The 23,303-nt window shown below is 50.3% G+C and carries 21 protein-coding genes; all 21 read right to left on the minus strand.

The window, feature by feature from the left end:
• Window positions 1–16: 16 nt before the first annotated feature.
• The 21 genes from P364_RS0123965 to P364_RS0124065 all read right to left on the minus strand — a co-directional run bounded on the left by P364_RS0123965 (window position 17) and on the right by P364_RS0124065 (window position 23,289).
• A complete protein-coding gene (locus tag P364_RS0123965; protein WP_024632584.1) occupies window positions 17–811 on the minus strand; it encodes a methyltransferase domain-containing protein in 795 nt (264 codons plus the stop codon).
• A 107-nt stretch (window positions 812–918) separates the two neighbouring features.
• On the minus strand, window positions 919–1,674 hold the full coding sequence (locus P364_RS35610; RefSeq protein WP_236642228.1) for a diaminopimelate epimerase: 756 nt from the start codon (window positions 1,672–1,674) through the stop codon (window positions 919–921).
• A 240-nt stretch (window positions 1,675–1,914) separates the two neighbouring features.
• The gene (locus P364_RS0123975) at window positions 1,915–2,676 is read right to left on the minus strand and encodes an ABC transporter ATP-binding protein (RefSeq protein ID WP_024632585.1); all 762 of its coding nucleotides are present in this window, start codon (window positions 2,674–2,676) and stop codon (window positions 1,915–1,917) included.
• The gene (locus P364_RS0123980) at window positions 2,676–3,488 is read right to left on the minus strand and encodes an ABC transporter ATP-binding protein (RefSeq protein WP_024632586.1); all 813 of its coding nucleotides are present in this window, start codon (window positions 3,486–3,488) and stop codon (window positions 2,676–2,678) included. The genes P364_RS0123975 and P364_RS0123980 overlap by 1 nt, the downstream gene beginning before the upstream one ends.
• Window positions 3,451–4,335, minus strand: a complete 885-nt coding sequence (gene opp1C / locus P364_RS0123985; RefSeq protein WP_024632587.1) for a nickel/cobalt ABC transporter permease — start codon at window positions 4,333–4,335, stop codon at window positions 3,451–3,453. The genes P364_RS0123980 and opp1C overlap by 38 nt, the downstream gene beginning before the upstream one ends.
• 1 nt (window position 4,336) lies before the next feature.
• A complete protein-coding gene (opp1B, locus tag P364_RS0123990; protein WP_024632588.1) occupies window positions 4,337–5,266 on the minus strand; it encodes a nickel/cobalt ABC transporter permease in 930 nt (309 codons plus the stop codon).
• Between the two features lie 116 nt (window positions 5,267–5,382).
• Entirely contained in the window at window positions 5,383–6,990 is a 1,608-nt protein-coding gene (gene nikA / locus P364_RS0123995) for a nickel ABC transporter substrate-binding protein (protein ID WP_024632589.1), read from the minus strand.
• 509 nt (window positions 6,991–7,499) lie between these two features.
• Window positions 7,500–8,615 carry an amidohydrolase gene (locus P364_RS0124000; RefSeq protein WP_052016749.1) on the minus strand — a complete coding sequence of 372 codons (1,116 nt, stop codon included), beginning with the start codon at window positions 8,613–8,615 and terminating at the stop codon, window positions 7,500–7,502.
• 211 nt (window positions 8,616–8,826) lie between these two features.
• Window positions 8,827–9,888: an LLM class flavin-dependent oxidoreductase gene (locus P364_RS0124005; RefSeq protein ID WP_024632591.1), complete on the minus strand. Its 1,062-nt coding sequence runs from the start codon at window positions 9,886–9,888 to the stop codon at window positions 8,827–8,829.
• Window positions 9,889–9,956: 68 nt separating this feature from the next.
• Entirely contained in the window at window positions 9,957–10,829 is an 873-nt protein-coding gene (locus P364_RS0124010; protein ID WP_024632592.1) for a LysR family transcriptional regulator, read from the minus strand.
• Between the two features lie 127 nt (window positions 10,830–10,956).
• Complete coding sequence (gene ssuE / locus P364_RS0124015; RefSeq protein ID WP_024632593.1) at window positions 10,957–11,505, minus strand: NADPH-dependent FMN reductase; 549 nt, start codon at window positions 11,503–11,505, stop codon at window positions 10,957–10,959.
• A gap of 24 nt (window positions 11,506–11,529) precedes the next feature.
• Window positions 11,530–12,447 carry an ABC transporter permease gene (locus P364_RS0124020; protein WP_029881254.1) on the minus strand — a complete coding sequence of 306 codons (918 nt, stop codon included), beginning with the start codon at window positions 12,445–12,447 and terminating at the stop codon, window positions 11,530–11,532.
• A 65-nt stretch (window positions 12,448–12,512) separates the two neighbouring features.
• Entirely contained in the window at window positions 12,513–13,445 is a 933-nt protein-coding gene (locus P364_RS0124025; protein ID WP_024632595.1) for an ABC transporter permease, read from the minus strand.
• A gap of 42 nt (window positions 13,446–13,487) precedes the next feature.
• Window positions 13,488–15,128, minus strand: coding sequence for an ABC transporter substrate-binding protein (locus tag P364_RS0124030; RefSeq protein WP_024632596.1), 1,641 nt, complete (start codon window positions 15,126–15,128; stop codon window positions 13,488–13,490).
• Window positions 15,129–15,235: 107 nt separating this feature from the next.
• Window positions 15,236–16,576 carry an LLM class flavin-dependent oxidoreductase gene (locus P364_RS0124035; RefSeq protein ID WP_024632597.1) on the minus strand — a complete coding sequence of 447 codons (1,341 nt, stop codon included), beginning with the start codon at window positions 16,574–16,576 and terminating at the stop codon, window positions 15,236–15,238.
• A gap of 306 nt (window positions 16,577–16,882) precedes the next feature.
• The gene (locus P364_RS0124040; protein ID WP_024632598.1) at window positions 16,883–17,158 is read right to left on the minus strand and encodes a glutaredoxin family protein; all 276 of its coding nucleotides are present in this window, start codon (window positions 17,156–17,158) and stop codon (window positions 16,883–16,885) included.
• A gap of 316 nt (window positions 17,159–17,474) precedes the next feature.
• Complete coding sequence (locus P364_RS0124045; protein ID WP_024632599.1) at window positions 17,475–19,034, minus strand: glycosyltransferase family 2 protein; 1,560 nt, start codon at window positions 19,032–19,034, stop codon at window positions 17,475–17,477.
• A 64-nt stretch (window positions 19,035–19,098) separates the two neighbouring features.
• Window positions 19,099–19,863 (minus strand): GT-D fold domain-containing protein, encoded by a 765-nt coding sequence (locus tag P364_RS0124050; protein ID WP_236642229.1) that lies wholly within the window; start codon window positions 19,861–19,863, stop codon window positions 19,099–19,101.
• Between the two features lie 812 nt (window positions 19,864–20,675).
• The gene (locus tag P364_RS0124055; RefSeq protein WP_024632601.1) at window positions 20,676–21,407 is read right to left on the minus strand and encodes a sugar phosphate nucleotidyltransferase; all 732 of its coding nucleotides are present in this window, start codon (window positions 21,405–21,407) and stop codon (window positions 20,676–20,678) included.
• Window positions 21,404–22,177: a glycosyltransferase family 2 protein gene (locus P364_RS0124060; protein ID WP_024632602.1), complete on the minus strand. Its 774-nt coding sequence runs from the start codon at window positions 22,175–22,177 to the stop codon at window positions 21,404–21,406. The genes P364_RS0124055 and P364_RS0124060 overlap by 4 nt, the downstream gene beginning before the upstream one ends.
• Complete coding sequence (locus P364_RS0124065; RefSeq protein WP_024632603.1) at window positions 22,174–23,289, minus strand: glycosyltransferase family 2 protein; 1,116 nt, start codon at window positions 23,287–23,289, stop codon at window positions 22,174–22,176. The genes P364_RS0124060 and P364_RS0124065 overlap by 4 nt, the downstream gene beginning before the upstream one ends.
• Window positions 23,290–23,303 lie beyond the last annotated feature (14 nt).

The raw sequence follows: 23,303 nt of genomic DNA on the forward strand, positions 1-23,303 counted from the left end.
CACAAGCTCAATCGAGCTAGGCTTTTTGATATAACGCAATATCGAACACATCATCCGGACGCAGGATATTGTCGACCATGTTCCATTTGCTGCTGTCAGTCTCTCTCATGGGATAGTTGAACAACGACTTTAACTGGTTACCGTATCTCATGGCCACCACTACATGTTCATTCGTCAATGCATGCAATTGATCCAGCAGATCATATTTATTAGCAACCGTGGAACTGAAAATGATATGTGTTGCTTTTCTCGTAAAGGCAAGGTCCTGCACCAATGTTTGTTCCAAATGAATGTTCAAGCCCGCACCCAGCGTCTCCACAACCTTCTGCCCGAGTGTAATGGCTTCAGCGTCTATATCGATGCCAACCACCTCTGCCCCTGTTCGCTTGGCGATAAACAAAGGCGTCATCGGAAATGCCCCGGAGCCGATCAACAGCACTTTGGAATCCGAAGTGACATAAGAGCTGCCAAACTCTTTTTCAATACATTCTTCGATGTTTCTGAAATAATCCGCGATCTCCACATCTCCGTCTTGCAGCTTCAATGCCCGATATTTCTCCATAATCGCCACACATCGTGCAGACTTGTCTCTCAGATCAAGGACAAGCTGATGCATGCTGCCAGATTCCTGACGATCGAGCTGTTCCCAGATTCGTTCATTTTGCTTGTCTGTTATAAACGTGGAGTAGTCATCGATTAAAGCCTCCAGCTCGGAGCTATGCTGAACCGTATGATCATATCTGCCTGCCAACTCATCGAATTTCCCGAAAAATTCACTCAAGCATGCTTGAAAATCAATCAATGTCACCATTCCTTTTCCTCCTGTAACTCGTCATGGTCATGCATCTATAAATGCTTTGCCCTGTGCTACAATTCCAACAGATCCTTCGATCGTAATTCGTTCAAGCTCTGCTCCATTCAACTCGCCATTACTTTAATCGCACCACCGGGCTGCTTGATATGCTGAACGATCTCCCCTTGCCTGCTCCATGCCAGATAGGCTCCCACGGAGGCTGTACCTGAACCGCACCCCCTTTCCCAGATCAGACTATCCAGCCGCGGGACAAAGATGAGCGGTGCCAGCTCTTCGGATCGGGAGTTGTATAATAAAATGCCAATCAGCTTATCCCCCAAGGTTAATCCGAGTAATCGCGCCAGCGCTTGTGCCCTCTTTCTCATCGCTTCATCAAACGTTTCCACTTCAATGACGATATGAATGAATTCCCGATACCGCACGATCACCATATCCATGTATGTTCCCTCATACTTGATCGTTCGCCGTTCAATCTGCTGAGGGACCGGCATCGTTACCTGACAGAAATACTCATTCTGTTGCTGCTTCTTCACCTGACAGCGGATTAATTGGTCTGTTCCCGAGACTTCCAACATGATTTCTGTAAACTCATACGATTCCATCTCTTCTTTGGACGCGATGTACGCGGCCAAGGCCATGCAGGCATTCCCGCAGAACTCTCCCCCGGCCATTTCCAAATGGGCAGCCGCCTCCTGTTTTTTTGCTCCCCCAATGAACCCCACTTGTTCAGCGTACACATTGTCATAGGACATAATTTGGGCGGCAATGTGTGGATATGTCTCAGCCGGATGATCCGTTTTCACCAGAACTGTCATATTTTGCGTGGGATTGAACTTGATAAAATCGATCTCCTGTTTCATCGCAGCCGCTACTCCTATTCTTGATATGGAATTAAGCCTGAGTTCACATTGCTTTAATATTAATAGTAATGATTACGATTATCAGTCGAGAAAAATATAGCACATCCCACTTGGGAGCGTCAACAAATATTTCCATATCAAAAAGAGAGCGTTACGACTGTCATTTTATGTTCAAACAGGAACAGAGCTGACGCATTTGCGTCAACCCTGTTTAGCCAAACGTATGCAATTGGAGGTACATCAGCGACTTTTAAAAGGCATAACGGATGCCAGCAATGCTTTTGCATAATCATTGGTAGCATCCGAGAGACGATTCCGTTCAAGCTCCTCTACGATCGTTCCCCGATAGAGAAAGAGTACCCGGTCACACAGATTCGCCACAGCCTGAAGATCATGTGCTACAAAGAGATAGGTCATGTTCATTTCATGCTGCAAAGTGCGCAGCAACTCCAGGATTTGCGCCTGGACGGAGACATCCAAAGAACTAAGTGCTTCGTCCAACACCAGAAATTTCGGACGGGTTGAGATTGCGCGGGCGATACACACCCGCTGTAATTGCCCGCCACTCAGTTCATGAGCATACTTGTGCATCACCGCATGAGGAAGCCCCACCTTCGCAAGCAGGTCATTGACCCGGTCATCCAGATCCACAATATTACCCAGTGCAACCAATGGTTCAGCTATGATATCCCGCACGATGAATTTGCCATTGACCGAAGATGTATAATCCTGAAAAACAACGCTTATTTTCCCTTTATTCTTCTTCATCCATTGGGAAACAACCATCCCCTCAATCCGAACTTCACCTTGTGTTGGTTTCTCCAATCCAAGAATCAGGCGGCTTAACGTGCTTTTCCCACTTCCACTCTCACCAATCAGACCCAGGCATTCACCTTCACGGATCTCAAAATGAATATCTTTCAGAATTTCGGTTCTCTCTTTCCGAAAGAAACCACCCGATTTGGGATAGCTTTTGGACAGAAGATTCACTTCGACCAGCATTACTGCACCCCCGCTTCCATGGACGCCTGAAAAGGCTCGGACAGCTTGATTCGGGTCTGGATCAGAAACTGTGTAAATTCATGCTGAGGATTCGAAAATACGTCATTCGCCTTTCCTTGTTCGACGCATTCCCCATCCCGCATAACGATAAGATCATCCGCCAAATACTGAACGACACCCAAATCATGCGATATGAAGATGATGGACATACCCATCGTTTCGCGTAGCTGCTTGAATTGCTCAACAATCGCACGCTGGTTAATGGAGTCCAGTGCGGTTGTCGGCTCATCGGCAATGATTATATCAGGTTCCAGCATCATGGCAATGGAGATCATTACTCTTTGCAGCATGCCTCCTGATAGTTGATGCGGATACTTTTGCAGCACCTGCTCAGGCTGAAGAATATGAACACGATGCAAGGCATCCGCCGCCAGTTGTCTGGCTTCTTTTTTGGAGATTCGAAGGTTCTCTCGAAAGGTCTCTATCATTTGTTTCCCAATGGGTTCAAGCGGGTTAAACGCCGTCATTGCATCCTGTAAAATCATGCAAATACGCTGACCGCGGATCTTTCGAAGCTCTTCCCCGGTTTGCTGTAATAGATCTTTCCCTTGATAAAGGGCTGTTCCACTAATTTCAAGCCAGGGAGAGGTCAATCCCAGAATGGCTTTGGTGGATAAGGACTTGCCGCTGCCACTCTCGCCCACAATGCCAAGGCAGGTATTGGACTGCAACGCAAAGCTTAGATTTTGCACAATGGGCAGACCGGTTCTGGAATCAGTGATGGACAGATTTTTTACTTCTAACAAAGACATTCAACCGGCCTCCCTTCTTATGCATATAACTTTTCGGATTCATAGCCGCGTGCAGGCTGTCTCCCAAAAAGTTGAAAGCAGCCACGACCAGCAAAATCGCCAATCCAGGTGCAAGCATTTGTGTTGGATGTGTAATCATTACATTTTTTGCATCATTCAGCATCATGCCCCACTCCGGCGTAGGTGCCTGTACACCCAGACCAAGGAAGGACAACGCCGATATATTGAGGATGACCCAGCCCGTATCCAGCGTCGCAAAGACAGCGACTTCGCCTGAAACGCCAGGCAGCACATGTTTTCTCATAATATGACCCGTCCCGCATCCCGAGACTTTGGCAAAACGAATATAGTTCTTGTCCGTATATTGAATAACTGTTGTACGAATCATCCGGGTATACCAGGCCCATTTGGCGATAATATTGGCGACGACGACATTTAGCAGGCCTGGACCGAGAATGCCGACAATCGCCAGAATCATCACTTCTGCTGGAAAGGAGAGCATCATATCACAGATTCGCATAATGACTTCATCCACCTTGCCGCGAAAATATCCCGATATGATCCCCAGAAGGGTTCCGATCGTAATTGTAATCGCGGTTGTAACTACAGCAAACAGGATCGTTGTACGAATGCCATAAAGAAGACGTGACAGATTACAGCGGCCGAGTTGATCTGTACCCAATGGATACTCCAGACTGATCCCTGCATATTTGTTCATAATGTTTAGACTCGTGGGATCATGCGGTGCGAACCAGGGTGCTCCCACGCCAGCGACGACCACAAGTGCGACCGTAATCATGCATAACACTGCCATTTTATCGGACACCAGGCGCTTCCAGAACATCATGTTACCCCTCCCTTCTTATCCGGGGATCCAGAGCTGAATTCAGAAGATCCACGAGTAGATTACAGACGACAAACATCACACCCATAATCAGAATATAGGCTTGAATAATCGGAAAATCCGAATTGAAAATCGCGGTGACGCACAAACGCCCAATGCCTGGCCATGCATAAATATTTTCCACAATGACCGTACCCGCGATTAACTTCGGGATCGACATACCCAGCGCCGTAATCGATAATTGAAGGGAATTGCGGAATACTTTCCAGATAATCGTCCGTTCCTTCAATCCTCTGACACGAGCGTACAACACGTAGTTTTCGGTTTTGTTTTGCACCATATTGTTGCGGATCAGCCTGACGTAGGTAGAGATGAATACCAGGGACAGCGTTACTGCCGGCAGGATGACTGAACTTGCCTGCTCCATGCCACTCGTGGGAAACCAATTCAGCTTGACGGCAAATAACCACATCAGCAAAATGCCAATCCAGAAGCTCGGCATGGCTGTGCCAATAAAGACCAATGCACGCATCAAACGATCCACTAATCTATTTTCATAAATGGCACTGAGCACACCAATCAGAATACTTATCGTCAGAATGATAACGAGGGCAACAGCCGATAGCTTTAATGTGGCTGGAAGGGCTCGTGCAATCTGCTCTCCAACCGATTGTTGGTTGACATAACTAATGCCGAAATCCCCCTGAATGCTGCTGCTAATCCAGTCCACGTAACGGGTCAGAAACGGTTTATCCAAACCTAGTGTTTCCCTCATGGCATCCACCATTTCCGGTGTCGGCGTAACTTGATTCACCCGCAGCGCCACTTCAGCCGGATCACTGGTTCGCAAATGGATCAGAATAAATGCTAAAAATGAAATACCGATCAGCACGGGAATAATGGCTAATATTCGTTTTATGACGTACCTGCCCAAGGTGATCCTCCTCTCTACTTCATCCATATATAAGGAAACCTCGCTTCACAACTTCGCAAATGGAAGAGGATGAGCGAGGCTTCCTGACTTTCCTAATGAATTTTAAAAATTCCTGATTACTCTTCGAAGTACATCTTCTCAAACGGAATTTCGTATTGGGAAACGTTAAAGCCCACACCCTGAAGCGCCTTGATATGAACGGCTTTGGTAACCGAATAGGTCAGTGGAATATATACATTTTCATGATGAATATACGTTAGAACCTCTTTGTACATGTTTTGGCGCTGTTCCTCATTCTGTTCGACCATCAGGTCTGTAATCGTATGATCCAGCCACTCTTTTTTCTCCAGCCCCAATTGGGCTTGATAATCGGCGTGGGAGGGAACCCTCCAGGAAGAGACATACGTTTGCGGATCATATGGCAATCCCCAGGAGAGGGAGTACATCAGATCAAATTCGCCCGTTTTTTGACGGTCCAGATAGGCCTGCTTTTCCTCGCCAACAATGTTCAACGCTACGCCGACCTGCTTCAGATCGTTTTGCATCGATTCACTAATGGTTCGCTCCTGTGCGTTATCGGAATTGTAATAGATCGTCAGTTCAAGCTTGTTCCCATCCTTGTACCGATAGCCATCCGAGCCTGCAGCCCAGCCAGCCGCCGTAAGCAGATCGCTTGCTTTGTTCATGTCATACTGCACACCTTCAAGGCCCACATCTGCATACGGCACCGAAGTAGAGAGCAACGTATCTGCCACTTGTTCCGTCCCGTTCAATATGCCTTCCGCGATGATTTGTTTATTAATGGCATACATCAGTGCTTCACGCACTTGGGGCTCCTGAGTTGCTGAGCGGTTGGTATTAAGAACAATCGCACGTGAGCCAACCGGATGACTGATGACCGTGCTGTATTTCCCTTGATCCGTCAACACTTTGAACGATTCATTATCCACCATGTCACCGTCCGAACCGAATAACAGGTCTACTTCTCCCTTTTCCAGGGCAAGCAGAATCGTTTGATGGTCAGGCATGACTTTCCACTTCATCGTTTGGATCTGCGGTTTGTCTCCCCAGTAATTTTCATTGACCGTAAATGTCGCGTACTGGTCCTGCTTGTGCTCTGTTAAAATGTATGGCCCTGTTCCGGCATAGCTGCTGACTCCATTCGCAGTTGTACCGTCAACAAAGCTTTTTGGTGAGATAAAGCGAAACGGACGAGTTAACCCCAATTCCTCCAATGTCGGGTAATACGGGTGTTTCAGTACAATCTGGAACGTGGCTTCATCGATCACTTTCGTCTCCTTGATCTCGGCGACCAGATTCAGCCATGAGTTCTTCTCGACATTTTCCAGAACTGCATCGATATTCAGCTTCACGGCTTCGGCATTAAACGGCTCTCCGTCCGAAAACTGAATACCTTTATGTAAATAGAAGGTATACGTTGTACCATCTTCTGATATATCCCACTTCTCTGCGAGTGCAGGCTTAATACCTTCCGGTGTATTGATCACAAGGGATTCAAATACCATATTCTGTGCCGGCATCTCTCCCGCGTATAGATGAGGATTAATATCTCTAATATCCTTGGTGCTGGCAAAGACCAACTCGGCGTTGGATGCTTTCGTATTTTGTTGCGCCGTTCCTGTTTCTGTCCCGGAGCAAGCGGATAATACTAGCAGGAGCGAAATTAATAAAGCCAATGTGTAAACCTTGCGTGATGTGTGCATGATTCCCTTCCTTTTCCCTCGTGAAGTAGATAAGTTGAAACCATAAACATTACACTTGGCCACTTCGAGTGCAGAATCATCTTCTGATCGCTGTTATCCCCAGATTTTTTTGATTCCCTTCTCCAAAGGGAAAAATCCGGTGATAAAGGCGAAGTGTATGCTTTCGATGCAGCTTTCTTTCAGAAAGCTATTGGCTCCGCTTCTTCTGATTGATCCCGCTCTCTTCGTTCTTGTGTAATTGTTCAGTTCATCTTATAAAGTGATTTCAGTAATATCTTATATAAATGTAATGATTACGAATTATAATAGTAATAATTACGATTAGAATCGTAGCATACAATCTGAAGAACCACAACTACTAAATTAAAAATACGGAAATAGCAAAAAACGGTCACCTGATTGAGGTCACCGTTTTTTGCATCCATTCGCAATGGTATTGTATTAGTTAAACTAAAAATATTTACACTGCCACTCCAATAACAGAACAATCTTCCGATTGCTGTTATCGGTTATCCGCCGTTTGGCTGCAACTTTTGCAGTGCCTGTTCAGCCAGCGCTGCCAAAAGATGTGCGCCAAGCGGCAACGCTCGTTCATCCACATCGAATGCAGGATGATGCCACTCATGCGGACCTGACGTTCCGAGGAAGAGGAACAGACCCGGGACCTCCTTTTGGTAAAAGGAAAAATCCTCGCCCGCCGGAGATGGTATCGGTCGGATACTGTTCAGCCCAATTTCACCTGTCACCTGCTCAGCCGAAGCAGCCAAGGACGCATCATTGACCACGGCAGGTGGTCCCTGAATCCAGCGCACCGTAGCGCGTGTCCCGTAGGCTGCTGCAACACCGGCAACCACCTGGTTGAAGCGCTCGCGAATCCGGGCACGCACCTTCTCGTCAAAGGTACGCACGGTGCCGTCCAAGATGGCTTCTTCGGGAATGACGTTCCAGGCGGTGCCACTGTTTATTTTGGTCACACTGATTACAGCGCTCTCCTGTGCTCCGACATTACGACTCACGATGGCCTGTAATGCAGTCACAATATGAGATGCAACCACAATCGGGTCAATGCCCGCTTCCGGCACTGCCGCATGCGTTCCGACACCCTCTACTTTAACCACAAAACCATCTGCCGCTGCGAGCAGCGCTCCTTCACGAATACCTACCGTACCAACCTGCAGATCCGGTTTGTTATGCAAACCAAAAACAGCCCGAACTTCAGATAGCGCTCCGCTCTGAATCACCTGCCGTGCCCCCGTTGCTTTCTCCTCCGAGGGCTGGAAAATCAAACGAACCTTGCCCGGCAGCCGGGACTCACGCTGTTTCAACAATCGTGCAGCACCGATCAGAATGGCTGTGTGTGCATCATGACCACAGGCATGCATCCGACCCGCCACTTGCGAAGCATACTCCAGCTTCGTTTCTTCCTGGATCGGCAGGGCATCAATATCTGCGCGCAATGCCACTACCGGGCCATCACCCTGCCCAATTTCAGCGATTAGGCCTGTTCGCAGCGAGTATTCATCCGCAATCCGCACGCCTTCCTCAACCAGCCAGCCCCGAATGGCTTCTGTCGTTTCGCGTTCCTCTCCCGATAGCTCGGGGTTACGATGCAAATGTCGCCGAATCGCGGTTAAGTGCTCTGTGAATGCTTCATCCTGCCCAACGTAAAGTTCATGCTTGCGGCTCTGTTCTTCTTGCGCTGCCTGTTTCTCAGGCTGTTTCAGATCACTGCTCACGACATTGCCTCCTTTTATCATCGTATGTGCCATGTAAGATGGATGAATATAATACACGGGTCATTTCGTTCAGCAAGTATGCTCTCTACCATGGTTATGCCTAACTGATCACCGCTTGCGCAGGTGTCGATTCAGTTGCGAATTCGCCCAGTCCCTGCTCATCCAGTGCCTCACGCAACAATTCAAATGAACGAATACGCTTGGCAAAATCACGTGTGGCTGTGGTAACAATCAGTTCATCCACGACAAAATCCTGCTGGAACTTCGCCAGAGCCTGGCCGACCGTTTCCTTCGTACCTCTCGTCACACTTGGCTCCAAAATCTCGATCCGATATTTCTCGTTCGATTGCCGCCCGAATTCTTCCGCCTGTTCTACGGAACCAACGGTTAATGCCTTGCCATTCTCCAGATGGATCTTGACCAGCATATGTTCACTTGCCAGTCCTTCGGCTTCTTCCGCACTCTCCGCCACAATTAATGAGATAGCGAGAATGGCATAAGGCTCCCGCCCATGTGAGCGGTCGAATTGTTCCCGGTAAGTACGCAAAGCCTCCTGAGCGACCTCCGTATTGCTATTAATAAACAATGAAAATACATACGGCAGCCCCAGTGCTGCCGCCATGCCTGCACTATCGACACTTGCCCCAAGCACGTAGAGCTCGGCCGGGATTACGGATACCGGTGCAGCGCTCAAGCCTGCCAAAGGATGTGTTTCATCTTCATGCGGTTCATTATGAATGAACTGCTTCACCTGATTGATTTTATCTTTTAGGGAAGCGGCCTCCTGAATTCCTTGCTGTAGTGCCTGTGTGGAGCGAGGCAATCCCCCTGGTGCACGTCCAATACCAAGATCGATTCTCCCCGGGCCAAGCGCAGAGAGCACATTGAAGTTCTCGGCCACTTTGTAAGGACTATAATGTTGGAGCATTACCCCGCCAGAACCGAGACGAATCCGCTCCGTATGCGCCAGCAAATGGGAAATGAGCACTTCCGGTGAGGAGCCTGCGACATGGCCTGAATCATGATGTTCCGATACCCAGAAACGATGAAAGCCAAGCTGTTCTGCCCGCTGTACCAATTCAATCGTATGCCGAAACGCATCAATCGGCGTCTCCCCTTCGTAGATCGGGGTTTGATCCAATATGCCAACACGAATACCCATCACATTCTCCTCCTTCGATCATGCCGAGCCTGACTTATTAAATCCTTCCTGCTTCCTTAAACGACGCTCTATAGCTGCCGCAGCAGCTCCCCGAAAGGCTCTGCAAAAGGCGAATGTTCTTCTTTTAACGTAACGACGCTGATCTGCAGCGATACACCTGCAACCTCGTGCACCTGTATGGGAAACAGTTCCTGCTCCCGTACTTCCTTCTGCACCGTTAACCCAGGCAGAAATGCAATGCCTGCCCCCTGCATGACCAGTTTCTTCGCCGTTTCCGAATGATCGACATGATATGTAATATCCGGCGGATGTTCCAGCGAGTCAAAGGCCCGGTGAATGCGCAGCCAGTCCAGTGACCCACATTCGAAAAAGACGAGTCGTTCATTCCGGATGGCTTCCATACTGACATGCCCACGTTCTATAAATGGATGCCCTTTGTAAACGTAAAGCTGAATGGGGTCTTCATAAAAGGCAACCGTACGGATCGCCGGGTGCATGACCTTCCGTACAAACGCCAGATCAATCTCCTGACTGAGCAGCTTGGCGACCAGTTGGTCTGTCGTTGCTGTCGTCAGCTTTATGCTGACCTCAGGATAAGCTTCCTTGATTTTGGGCAGAAAATCTGGAATGACATAGTTGGATACGGATACCGTACTGCCGAGTCTTAGTGCATCGGGCGTCGTACGGCGTTGCTGGATCTTCTGTCTGCCCTTCTGAATCACTTGCAGCACCTGCTGGGCGTAGGGAAGGAATTTTCGCCCTTCTTCCGTGAGCACAATCTGTTTACCCAGACGGTCAAACAATTTGCAGCCGAGTTCACGTTCAAGGGACTGAATACGAGCGGTGACAGAAGGTTGGGACAAAAAGAGTACCTCGGCAGCCTTATTGAAGCTTCCATAATGATTGATGTATACAAATGCTTCAATGTTCTCAATATTCATAAGCGCCCCCCGAATCCAGTTTATATACAAATTGAACAAAGAATATTTACGGTTTTTCTGTCCTCTACGTTCTTGTTTAAATGTATAGTTCAATTTATATATATTTATCCAATGAATTTACTTGGTTTTATGATATCGTAATCCCATTCTTTTCCAGAGTCAATACCAATTCTTCCACGGAACGATCCAATCGCGTAGTAATATCAGCCGAGAGCACATATTTCCCGTCATCCAGTCGATCAATTCCCTGATCAACCGCATATACCCCACCTAGAATATGTCTGCCGCCAAGTGCAGCCAGAACGGGCTTCAATGCATAATCGATAGCGAGCAGATGGGCGATTGAGCCGCCGATGACCAATGGAAGAGTCAGCTTGCCCCGCAGTCCTTCCTGTGGAATGAGATCCAGGAACAGCTTCAGCACGCCTGAGTACGACGCTTTGTATACCGGGGTCGCCACGATGACTGCATCCGCGGCTTCAACAACAGCGAGTGCATCGCGAATGAATGAGCTATCAAACTTGGCCTGCACCAGATCCTCCGCTGGCAGGTCAGCCACATGAATCACCTCAACGGTAATGCCCGCCTCTCTTAATTTATTGCTGCTGTACTCCGTAAGGCCTGTCAGACGTGAACGTTTGGAAGGCGCTCCGGCAATAATAACGACATGTGACATCATGATTCCTCCTTGGAATAGCGGTCAAGCCGCTCCTTTTACTTTGGGGTCAAGCCGATCGCGAATATCGTCTCCAATCAGATTAACCGCCAGTACAAACATGGTAATTGCGAGTCCCGGGAAGGTACAGATCCACCAGGCAACGGTCAGATAACCTCTTCCTTGCGAGAGCAGCGCTCCCCAATCCGGAATTTCCTTCAATACGCCAAGTCCGAGAAAACTGAGCCCGGAGCCTGTCAGAATAGAGGTACCTACGCCCAGCGTCGCCATAACCAGCAATGGTGACAACGAATGAGGCAGTACATGTTTCCAGAAAATACGGGCATTGGAGCCCCCAAGTGAACGTGTAGCTGTAATAAAAGGCAAACCTTTAACGGACATGACCTGCCCACGCATCACCCGTGCATACCCCGGAATGGAGGATACCGCAACAGCCAGTGCAATGTTTAGCAGTCCAGGCCCCAACGCTGCCGCGACGGACAATGCCAGTAACACGCCTGGAACAGCCATCAGAATATCGACGGCCCGCATGGTGATGGTGTCCAAAACTCCTCCTGCATAGCCGGCAATAATGCCAAGGGCACTCCCCACAAGACCACCCACCAGCACCGAGGCAAATCCAATCAGCAGTGAATCCCTGCTGCCATGCACAACTACACTGAAGATATCCCTGCCAAAATAATCGGTTCCAAACAGGTGCGCAGCAGAGGGAGCCTGCAGAATGGCGTCCGTCATCATCTGAGTAGGATCATAGGGGGCAATCCAGCCCGGCACAATCGCACAAGTGACGGTAAATACCACAACCAGCAACGCTGCATAAAAGAATAAACGGGATACCGCGAATGAGACGCGGTGACGCAGGGGACGGCGACTCCACAGGCGTAAACGCCCTGTTCTGCCGGTCCAACCTTTTTTGTCACCCACCAATGGTTTCATGCTCATAAGACTCCTCCTTCCTCACTACGCGTTCAGATGTTTTCAAGCTGTTCCATCCGCCATCACGTTCATCATGTTAGGACTGCACGCCTAACTCTGGGATCAATGTACGCATAAGAGATATCCACCAGTAAATTCAACACGACATAGATAATCGCTGTGAAAAAGACTACGCCCTGCACAACAGGCAGGTCTTTGGCCATCAACGCATCCGCGATGATTCTGCCGATACCCTGTCTGGAAAAGACCGTTTCCACCACGACGGTTCCGGCAAGCAGATCACCAATCAACATGCCGATGACCGTCACCGCAGGAATCAGCGCATTACGCAGCGCATGACCGTACATAATGGTTCGCTGTGAAAGACCTTTTGCTCGCAATGCTACGATAAACGGTTCGTTCACCACTTCCAGCATGCTGTTACGCACCATACGTACGATGAAACCCGCACCGACGAGGCCCAGTGTTGCAGCAGGCAGCACCAATGAACTGAATCCGTCGGAACCCATTGCCGGGAACCAGCCAAGCTGGACCGAGAATAACAAAATCAACAGAATGCCGGTCCAGAAGGTCGGCATGGAGATGCCAAACAATCCAACGAGGCGGGCGATGAAATCAATCACGCCATTACGATGAATGGCAGACAGTACGCCGAGCGTAATGCCGATGGTTATCGCTATGATCGAGCTGAGCGCGGTCAGCGCCAGTGTGGCAGGGAAATGCTCCAGTATTTTGGGCAGAACCGGGTCGGAATTAATCATGGATTTGCCAAAATCCCCGCGCAGCATGTCTCCGAAATAGTTGGCAAACTGAATGTAAAACGGCTGATTCAGACCAAGCTGAACCCGCAGGTTCTCAATCATCTCGGGTGTTGCGGATGACGGGTCCAGCATGAGCAGGACCGGATCACCCGGCAGCAGATACATGATGCAGTACACCAGCACCGAAGCTCCGAAAATAACCAGAAGCGATGTAGTAAGTCTTGTCAGTATCGTTTGAACCATACCGGGTCGTCTCCTTCCTGTCTGCATAATTGACGGTACGTGTTAGGGCTGAATCCGAACATCGTTAAAGAGCGGATATCCGAGTGAATCAAACTTGATGCCCTGCACCGATTTGGATGCAGCCACCGTATAAGGGAACACATAGATCGGCAGAATGACAGCCTGATCGATCAGATACTGCTGAATCTGATTATAGATATCCACCCGTTTATCGGGATCAGTCTCCACCGCTCCTTGTTCCAGCAGCTTATCGATCTTCGGATCGGATAAGCCGGATAGCGTTGGGCGTTCACCTTCTGCACTCGTATGATAGAAAGCATAGAGTGCATTCGGATCAGAGTTGACCTGGCTGTTGCCGTAGAGATCATAATCCCAGTTCTGATAGACGACCGTAGCAATATCCTTCGTAATTTCAACTTCAACAGCTATACCCACCTGCTTAAGCTGCTGCTGAATAATCGCAGCAATGTCGTTTCGCTTCTCCCGGTTCGGCGAACCGTCCACATAATGCAGGGTCAGCTTCTTACCGTCTTTTTCACGAATGCCATCTGCTCCCTTGACCCAGCCTTGCTCATCAAGCAGCTGATTGGCTTTGTTAATATCCGGTTGGATACTTCCTTCCAGGGAAGCATCGTAACCGAGAATTCCTGGAGACAGTGCAGACCACGCTCGTTCATAGTTGCCCAGATACAATGTCTTCACAATGGATTCCACATCAACCGCAGATTGCACCGCCTGTCTGACTTTCACATCATCCCAAGGTGCTTTGCGCAGATTGAAGAAGAGGGTATACGGCAAACCAACGGTATTCGCCTGCAGCAATTGCTGGTTCGGATCGTTCTTCAGCGCAGCAATATTTTGCGGCGGAACGGTCTCGGCGGCAAGTACCTGCTTACTCTGTACACTGCCGATGCGCGTTGCTTCTTCCGGTACAATTTTGAACGTAATCGTATCCAAATGAGGGGCACCTTCATTTTCAACGGTTTCCGGAGCCCAGTTGTAATCCTTGTTCTTGGCGACAACGATATCCGCATTTTCATCCCATTTCACGAAGGTATACGGACCAGTCCCTACCGGGTTTTTGCCCAGTTGGTCACCGTATTTCTTGGCAGCTGTAGGAGACACAATCCCTAGCAGGGCCTGACTCAAGTTACCGAGAAAGGCTTGCGAAGGCTGTTCCAGATTCACCTTGATGGTGTATTCATCAATGACCTCCGAGGAGCTATAAGGTCTAATCAGGGCAAGGGAATTGGCGGCTTTGGTGGCCGGATCGATCACCCGATCCAGATTGAACTTCACGGCTTCCGCGTTAAATGGTGTGCCATCATGGAACTTCACATCTTCACGCAGCTTGAACGTATAACTTTTGCCATCCTCCGATACACTCCACTCCTTGGCGAGCCAAGGTTTAATGGAACCATCCGGCAGCTGGACCACCAGATTGTCATAGATCGTCCGGATCGCACGTACGGTTACGGCAAGGCCACTTCGATGCGGGTCCAGCGTATCCGGAGATGTAGCGAGTGCATAGGTTAAATTTCCACCTTCTGCTTGCCCGGACTGCTCCCCACCGGAAGCCTGGACTGCACTGTTCGAGTTACCTGCTGCTCCGCAACCGGATAATACCAGCACCATTACTGCCGCCAATGCCATATATTTCATCCATGAGATAGACCTGTTCATATAGCTTCCCCCTCTGTGTATACAGGTGTCATTGATTCATTGAATTATTGAATTTACTAATTTACGCCTTATTCCTTGACTGTGCCGATTTCCAGTCCCCCAGTTTCTTACGCTTCGGTTCCGACTTGCTCCCGGGCAGCCGTGTAACGATTCACCGGAATTGGCACCCCGAGATTGCCACGCAATGTGTCATGCTCGTATTCGGTGCGATAGATGCCGCGCTCTTGCAGAATCGGAACAACGAGCTCTACAAAATCGGACAATCCACTCGGCAGTTCGGAATGAATAATGAATCCATCTGCCGCTTCCGCTTCAAACCATTCCTGAATCTGGTCAGCCACCTGCTCCGGTGTTCCGAGGAATTTGCTCTTCGGTGTTGCAGCTCGCAGGGCTACTTCGCGCAGCGTCAATCCCTGCTCTTTGGCATCCCGCTTGATTTTGTCCGTACCACTGCGGAAGCTGTTGCTGCCAATGCCATTCAATTCAGGGAATGGTTCATCCAGCGGATATTGGGAGAAGTCATGATGCTCGAAGAAACGTCCCAGGTAGTCCAGCGCTTTATCGATAGTGACCAGGCTGGCAATCTCCTGATATTTCTGTTCTGCTTCTTCTTCTGTCCGTCCAATGATCGGATTAATTCCTGGCAAAATGACAATATCCTGTGCGGAACGTCCATAAGCAGCTGCACGGGTTTTGACATCCTTGTAAAATGCCTGTGCATCCTCGATTGAATCATGTCCCGTGAAGACAGCATCCGCTTCTTTGGCAGCAAGAGTCTTGCCATCTTCCGAAGAACCTGCCTGAAAAATGACCGGCTGCCCCTGCCGTGAACGGGCAATGTTAAGGGGGCCCTGTACGGAGAAGAACTCTCCTTCATGATTGAGTGTGTGCAGCTTGGATGGATCGAAGAAAACACCGCTCTCTTTGTCTCTTACAAAGGCATCGTCTTCCCACGAATCCCACAGGCCTTTGGTTACCTGCAAATATTCCGTTGCAATCCGGTAACGCTCCGGGTGGGTTGGATGGTTGCTTTTACTGTAGTTTTTGGCTGAACCTTCAAGCGGGGAAGTAACGACGTTCCAACCGGCGCGGCCATTACTGATCAGATCAAGAGAACCGAACTGTCTGGCGACTGTGAATGGATCACTATAGGAGGTGGACAGTGTTCCAACCAGACCAATCCGTGACGTAATTGCGGCCAGGGCGGACAATAAACTGATGGGCTCAAATCGATTCAAGAAGTGAGGTATGGATTTCTCGGTAATATAAAGACCGTCAGCGATAAAAACGAGATCGAATTTGCCTTCCTCCGCTTTCAACGTCTGTCGTTTGTAGAACTCAAAATTCACACTGGCATCCGGCTGGATCTCCGGGTGTCTCCAAGTCGTCATGCTGCCTCCTACACCGTGGACAATCGCTCCAAATTTCAAACTGCGCTGAGCCGTCATAACTATTCCGCCTTCCTTGGATTAGGATATATCAAGAAATGTTCTTAAGTCCGATCTGATATGGATTACGAATGAAAAACAAAAGTTAACTATTCCTATGAGTTTTGTCAGTTTTAATTTCACAAAGCTTATCACTGCCCCGCACATCGGTCAACAGCGTTACTTATAGAACTTTTCTATATAAGGATTGGATATCTGAATATGAGAATACGATGCCTTAAAAGTCCCGACTGCTGCAAACTGAAATGACAGCCTTCAGCAGCCAGCAGCCGGAAACTGCTTTATCAAGAGATCCGCCACGTCCGGTCAGACTACTGCTTCATCGGGCTGGGCGAGAAGTTCCGCCAGTTTCTCCAGATCGGGCTCCAGCAATGCTTCATACTTGCCATCTCCACCCACTTCAATGACAGGTACATGGCGAATGCCATATTTGGCTTCAAGCACATCCCTCAGCACATCATTGCCTTGCACTTCGATGTTCTCGAAAGGCTGGTTGCGGGCCGTTAGAAATGCCTTGACCTCCCCGCAGAAATGACAGCCTGTTTTGCTCCAAAGCACTACTTTTTTCGATGTAGAAGACATCGGCATACCTCCTGATTGATTCATTGTCAGATCAGGATGGATCACCACCCAGACCATTAATTCCTATCTGTTAAATAAGAATTATGGCTATAAATGTACTCCTCACCTCTTCAAGCGTCAATGGATCTGCCAATAGAATAAACCTATAAGAGGATAGAAAGATTAAATTTTAAATTTGAAAAGAGTCGTTACATTTCATAATTCGTAATTTATGTAAAGTTCGGATGCGGAAAGGATGTATAGCGTAACGATACGCTGTACATCACATGCCGCATCATGCTGTCGAACCGATATACAAGGCAGCCGGACCCCGTCATTACAAATCTTCGTTCAAGAGCTGGGGAGGAGCAATGATGGGCCAGCCTTCTTCGATTGAACGCAATTGGTTAGCAGATACATGAACGACATGCCCGGATTGCACGCCCCATCGTTCCGCAGCATAAGGGGTTACAAACCTCCTGCGTTTATTGCCACTCATCTGATACCATACATCCCGTTCATTGGTTGCGGCAATAATCATGCCTTCCTCCAGCGCATCGCGGTTACGTTCAACCGGTTGAGCATGAACATGGCTTCTTGCAAAGGGCCAGCCCTGTACCTCACCCCCTGATACCAGCGGCTCACCTGCAGGTACGCCGAGCAGGTCCGGTTTGGCAACCAGAACGGGAGAAATGCCGCGTGGTACGGGAATGTTCAGCTTGCGTCGCTGTCTATGCATCAGTCGGTAAACATCGCCCTTGATATCCGTGATGAAACAGCCCTCCGGGTAAAAGTCCGTGCTGCGTCTCAGTTTATGCATTACATCGCTGCTGCCCTTGGTGGAAATGCGCTGTCGCAGGTCAGAGGAGTCCGTCTTACCAAGGGGTGTCGTGCTCTCCTGCTGACCGGTCGACACCCTCGAATGCAGCGAGAGCCGGGAAGTTTCGGCAACGAGTGCATGGGGATCTCCCCATTTTCGAGTGTAAAACTGTTCGTTATCCTTATTCATCGCTACATAATCCTGTTCTTCCAGCGCCTTCATGCTTACACTTCCGTAGTGATGTATGAAGGCATCCCCCGCTACCGCCAGCCTGTATCCCGCCAGCCTCGCCCGGATGATCCAGTCGTCATCTTCAAAATTACCCACAGCGTAGCCTTCATCGAGATAACCTACCCGCTCCAGCAATTCCCGAGAGAACAGCCAGCAGAATCCGACCAGCCTATCGGTCTCCCGATGTTTACCGGCATCTGGACGATTATGCTGTGCTGCAAAAGACCACATATCCTCCACATCTGTGTACGGGACTTCGATCTGCTGATCTCCACCAATGTAATTGGTAACCGGGCCCACGACCCCCATCTCGGGATGACTGTCCAGACAGGACATCATGTTATCCAGCCAGCCTGGAGTGACCAGCGTATCATTGTTCAACACGACAATGTGTCGGCCCCTCGCCATCATCAGTCCATGATTGACACCACCGGCAAAACCGCGATTCTTATCCAGTGCAGCGACCCTCACCATGCCACCTTTGCGAAGCATGGCTTCCGCCGTGCCATCCTTGGACGCGTTATCCACAACAATAATTTCATAAGGCGCAGGTGTATGCTTTTCAATACTGGACACACATTGCAGGACATATTCGCGCTGGTTGTACGTCGGAATAATAATGCTTACCCCTTCGAATACCAGCCCGAATGAGCTTTCTCCCTGCCTCACGCCCTCATCATAGCCTCTACGGTAACCCTGCTTATACAGTTTTGCGTTCTTGGCTGCCCGTTTACCTGAGCCTTGACGTCTAGTTTTCCTTCCACTACGACTTCGAGCTGAGTGCAAAACAACGGTTTCGGATGACGTTGCTTTCCGCTGCTTTGAACGTCTGCCTGATGTGCTCATGTTGCTTCCTCCATTTCCCCTCATCCCAATGCGCGTTACGATGAACATCGCATCAGACCGTCCCTTAGAGCTGAAGCTCTCCTATAACCAATTTGTCAGCCAAATGTCCAAAATCGATGGCAACCCGCCCCAGCTCACCAGCGATTCGGCGACACAGAATGACGGCTGGAATTCCTGCCGCTACAAGAGCGATATCAAATGAATGCTCCGCAGTCTGCTGCATCACCCTCGGGATATCCGCAACCCCCTCCACTGCACCGATGATACCTGTCACATGAACGCCACGACCGTTCAACAACGCTCCGAGCGCAGCAGCCTGGCTTCCAATCAGCAGCACCCGGCGGCCATGTATCACAGGCAACAACAGACCCGACTGATGCAGGCTGTAGTTAATCGTGGAACTGGTCAGATTCAGACGGGACCAGTCAATGCCGAAATGCCGAAATACTGGAAATAACAGCCCTTGAAAAGTGGGCGCACGCGAGATGGGTACGCCTACCCAATCGGCGCCCTGAATGGCTTCCGCGAGCTCAGCGCGGATGTCCGGTGTGGAGCGTGGCACCCCTGCATAAGGCAGAAACGGTGCCAGCTCCTGCACTTGTTCACCTGGCAGCACCGTATCGGCTGCCAGGGTCAGCAGTTCGCCATCTCCGAGGCGAACGACGGACAGAGGGCGCTGCGCATCCAGCGCCCTCTGGATCTGGCCAGCCATCTCATGAGGACTGGCCAGCCGGGTCAGGGTGGGCGCATACTGGCGGAATCCCGCCTCGATCAGATCTGCCGCCGCCACGGCAGGCAGAATATGATCGGGCGGGATGTGCTGCGCCACCAGCGCCTCCCCGCCTGCGAACACGCCGTCGCGGAAGCCCTCGGCGTAGCCGCTCTCGGGCGCTGCAGCCGGCTGCGCAGGCGCAAGTGCCCTTGCGCTGCCCGCATGCGCGGCAGCGCTTTCCCGCCCCGCGGGAGCGACACCACCGTGCCGGTGTGTCGCTTGCTGCGGGGCGGGGCCAGCACCGCTGGCAGGCAGCGCCTGTGGCGTGCTGGCTTGCGGTGCTGGCCCGGGCGCACGCTGCGCAGCCGTGCGCGGTTTGCGGCGGGCGCCTGCGGCCCGCCCGCTGCGCGGCGCAGCATGCCCGCGGCCTGGAGCTGCGCGCCGGCCCTTTTTGGCTCGCGCCGCTTTGCTGCCACGGCTCACGCCTGCACGCTCACCTGTTTTTGCTCGCGCACCTGCACTGCCCCGGGCTTCGCCTGCTTTTGCCCCTGTTCGTGCTCGCGCTCCTGCGCTCCCACGACGTCTTACACTTTTACGCCCGCCGGCTTTGCCTTTCGGTTCTGCAAGAAGCTTGTGCTCTATTCCTGCGAGCTCCATAGCTCTTGGCTTCAAACCTTTGTTTCCCCATTCGTGATCTGAGCCCGCTTTGGGCTGCACTCCCACAGATACGTGCCAGGGTCCGGCATGACTGCCCGGTGTCTTCTTCCTACTCATGTCGCTGCGTTTTGCTGCTCTCACGGCATTCCCTCCCTTGGCATGCACGAGGAGTGCCGCCGCTGCACAAAGCGCCGGAGCATTTTTCCGGCTCCGGCGCAGGTTGTTCTGCTCTCAAGGGACCTCTCACAGCGGCAGCATCAGGCGCATATATTTTAGGGCAGTTGTCCCTTCATGCGGATGGCTGCTTCCTGAAGCGATTGGAACGTCCCAGCATCACTCCAATATTTTTGCAAAATATCGTATTCCAGTCCTCCAGCCGCTGCATAATGATTGTTCACGTCTGTAATTTCGAGTTCACCGCGTGCCGAAGGGGCAATGCGTTGGATAAGATTAAATACATGGTCATCATACATATATATGCCAGTAACACAATAAGAGGTCTTCGGATCGCTCGGTTTTTCCTCAATGTATGAGATTCGTTCCGGATGTTGTGGATCAAACACCGGCACCCCATACCGCCGTGCATCATCCACTTCTTTAAGCAAAACACGAGCTGTACCCGCAGGTTGTTGCAAATACCTATCCACATAAGGCTTCAAATCGTCGCTAAACAAATTGTCACCCAGCAGAACAACAAATTTTTCTCCAGGGAGGATGAACGAAGTCGCCAGATCCAATGCTTCAGCAATTCCGCCTGCTTTTTCCTGAATCCGATACGTGAGCTTGACGCCATGATCTGCTCCACCGCCCAAATAATCCGTGTATAAGCCAGCGGAATGTTTGTTGATGACAATCAATATTTCTTCTATGCCTGCCTGGCGGAGTCTGTCGATGCCATACATAATCATCGGGTGCTTGCCGACTGGAATCAGATGCTTGTTAATCAGCCGGGTCAGAGGATACAGTCGTGTTCCGGTTCCGCCTGCAAGAATTACACCTTTCATTCCACTATCCCTCCTTCATCGGATGTCTCAATATATTTAAGGGGATCGACATGCCATTTGTTGATAAAAATGGATCGATTGCGCTCAAGCAACTGTTTCCATGCCACAGGATCGGTCTTCAGGAAACTCGCGCTGCCGCGATGATGTATAAGTACATCCCCGCATACCAGCAAACGATACCCTTTCTGACAGGCCCTGTAGCAATAATCGTCATCTTCATAGTGTCCCGGCGAATAGGCTTCGTCAAGCACACCAATGTCCTCCATCACACTTCGCCGAATGAGCATGCATAAGCCGACAATCCGTCTGACTTCCTTCCACCTGGAAGCATCGACTATATTGTTGGCAGCAGCCAGTTCCTGAAAATGGGCCATGTCCCGGAACTCCAGTTCCACCTGCTGGATTCCACTTGCATAGTTGGTCATCGGACCTGTAATGCCAATGTTGGCATCACTGTAGAGGGCAGCCCGCAAGTTTTCAAGCCAGCGGGCGGTAACCGTTACATCATTATTCAGCAGCAACAGCTCATCACCACAGGCTGCACGGAGCCCGGCATTGCAAGCCGCCGGGAAACCCCGATTATCCGGCAGCCGGACAAAACGAATTCGTTCCTGGGCACAATACGCTGCAGTTCCGTCAATCGAACCATTATCCACAACGATAATTTCATATGACGTATGAAGATCAGTATATTTTCGAATGGCATCAATACATGGCTTCAGCAGGTCCAGCCCGTTGTACGTCGGAATAATGATACTCGTCAGTGTCATCTGGCATTCCTCCTGTAGGCCACTTCGACACGGGAAATGGACCCGGCTTGTGACGTATTGCCGCCCATATCCAGCCAGGTTGCAATCGCCTCCAGATGGTCGCCGATGATCAATCGGGCAACTTCGTTGCCGCTGCCCGTATTGGTGGAACGCAGACGATTGGAACGAATGACATCCACTTGACTGGGCGCTGTCACTTTTAATCCATGCTGAATGGCTAGACTTTGTGCCTTGGGAGGAACGGCCAGGGCCTCTGGTTTTACGATCTGGATCATCCTGCGCGAGAGGGCATGGGGTACGGCCGTCAACGAATTGGAACCCAGATCCGAACGGTTCAGCACTCGGTTGAGATATGCTTTGATCCGGCTCACTTCATCCTGGCGGGCAAATGGAGGCAAAAGGGATGAAAGATTATTCAGCGCCACATCATCCCCCCGGTCCACTGCATACAGAAACGGGGCAAGTTGCTCTGCCGGAACGACCATATCCCCATCCACAAAGAGAAGGGTCTCCGCCTCCGTCATCTTGGCCCCCAGTGCACGGCCTACATCATGTCCCGCCCGGTCAGGTTCATATACGAGCGTGATACCGGGCTGTTCAAGCACCTGCATTAGACTGTTATCCGTTGTTCCATTCAATACCACAACGATATCCGTCAGCGGTAACCGTTTCAGTTGTACGAGCACTTGCCCCAGCGTAAGTTCCTCATTACAGGCACAGACGACCGCAGCGGCAGGTTTGTTAAGGGCAAGTGGTATGATATTCAATGGACGTCCAGCAGCATGAGCATAACCCTGCATGAATGCTTTCCCTGCCTGCATTGCAGCAGGATAGCCCCTTAGCTCCGCTGAAATCGCAGCCTCATGCTCCTGCCATGTCGAACGTACATGTTGTTCAATCGATTGCTCATTGTGCAGCGCCTTGCGTCCGGCCCGTTGCCCTGCGTTGAATGCTTCATGCAATACGGAGCTGTTCGTTGTCGATCTGCTCGCTGCTGAACTCTTGAGCGGCGATTTAATCGGGCTCTTCCTGCCCATGGTTCTGGTTCTGTTCCTTGTTGTTCGTCTGCCTGCTTTCCGTTGACGACGGACGCCCCCAGAACGCTCCTTCATTTCCTCACCTCCAG

The sequence above is a fragment of the Paenibacillus sp. MAEPY2 genome (assembly GCF_000499205.1).
GTDB classification, from domain to species: domain Bacteria; phylum Bacillota; class Bacilli; order Paenibacillales; family Paenibacillaceae; genus Paenibacillus; species Paenibacillus vandeheii.

What these genes read in the sequence shown, in the direction of transcription:
- P364_RS0123965 (WP_024632584.1), bottom strand. Translation starts at nt 811, where the DNA reads ATGGTGACATTGATTGATTTTCAAGCATGCTTGAGTGAATTTTTCGGG.
- P364_RS35610 (WP_236642228.1), bottom strand. Translation starts at nt 1,674, where the DNA reads ATGAAACAGGAGATCGATTTTATCAAGTTCAATCCCACGCAAAATATG.
- P364_RS0123975 (WP_024632585.1), bottom strand. Translation starts at nt 2,676, where the DNA reads ATGCTGGTCGAAGTGAATCTTCTGTCCAAAAGCTATCCCAAATCGGGT.
- P364_RS0123980 (WP_024632586.1), bottom strand. Translation starts at nt 3,488, where the DNA reads ATGTCTTTGTTAGAAGTAAAAAATCTGTCCATCACTGATTCCAGAACC.
- opp1C (WP_024632587.1), bottom strand. Translation starts at nt 4,335, where the DNA reads ATGATGTTCTGGAAGCGCCTGGTGTCCGATAAAATGGCAGTGTTATGC.
- nikA (WP_024632589.1), bottom strand. Translation starts at nt 6,990, where the DNA reads ATGCACACATCACGCAAGGTTTACACATTGGCTTTATTAATTTCGCTC.
- P364_RS0124005 (WP_024632591.1), bottom strand. Translation starts at nt 9,888, where the DNA reads ATGGGTATTCGTGTTGGCATATTGGATCAAACCCCGATCTACGAAGGG.
- P364_RS0124010 (WP_024632592.1), bottom strand. Translation starts at nt 10,829, where the DNA reads ATGAATATTGAGAACATTGAAGCATTTGTATACATCAATCATTATGGA.
- ssuE (WP_024632593.1), bottom strand. Translation starts at nt 11,505, where the DNA reads ATGTCACATGTCGTTATTATTGCCGGAGCGCCTTCCAAACGTTCACGT.
- P364_RS0124020 (WP_029881254.1), bottom strand. Translation starts at nt 12,447, where the DNA reads ATGAGCATGAAACCATTGGTGGGTGACAAAAAAGGTTGGACCGGCAGA.
- P364_RS0124025 (WP_024632595.1), bottom strand. Translation starts at nt 13,445, where the DNA reads ATGGTTCAAACGATACTGACAAGACTTACTACATCGCTTCTGGTTATT.
- P364_RS0124030 (WP_024632596.1), bottom strand. Translation starts at nt 15,128, where the DNA reads ATGAACAGGTCTATCTCATGGATGAAATATATGGCATTGGCGGCAGTA.
- P364_RS0124035 (WP_024632597.1), bottom strand. Translation starts at nt 16,576, where the DNA reads ATGACGGCTCAGCGCAGTTTGAAATTTGGAGCGATTGTCCACGGTGTA.
- P364_RS0124040 (WP_024632598.1), bottom strand. Translation starts at nt 17,158, where the DNA reads ATGTCTTCTACATCGAAAAAAGTAGTGCTTTGGAGCAAAACAGGCTGT.
- P364_RS0124045 (WP_024632599.1), bottom strand. Translation starts at nt 19,034, where the DNA reads ATGAGCACATCAGGCAGACGTTCAAAGCAGCGGAAAGCAACGTCATCC.
- P364_RS0124055 (WP_024632601.1), bottom strand. Translation starts at nt 21,407, where the DNA reads ATGAAAGGTGTAATTCTTGCAGGCGGAACCGGAACACGACTGTATCCT.
- P364_RS0124060 (WP_024632602.1), bottom strand. Translation starts at nt 22,177, where the DNA reads ATGACACTGACGAGTATCATTATTCCGACGTACAACGGGCTGGACCTG.
- P364_RS0124065 (WP_024632603.1), bottom strand. Translation starts at nt 23,289, where the DNA reads ATGAAGGAGCGTTCTGGGGGCGTCCGTCGTCAACGGAAAGCAGGCAGA.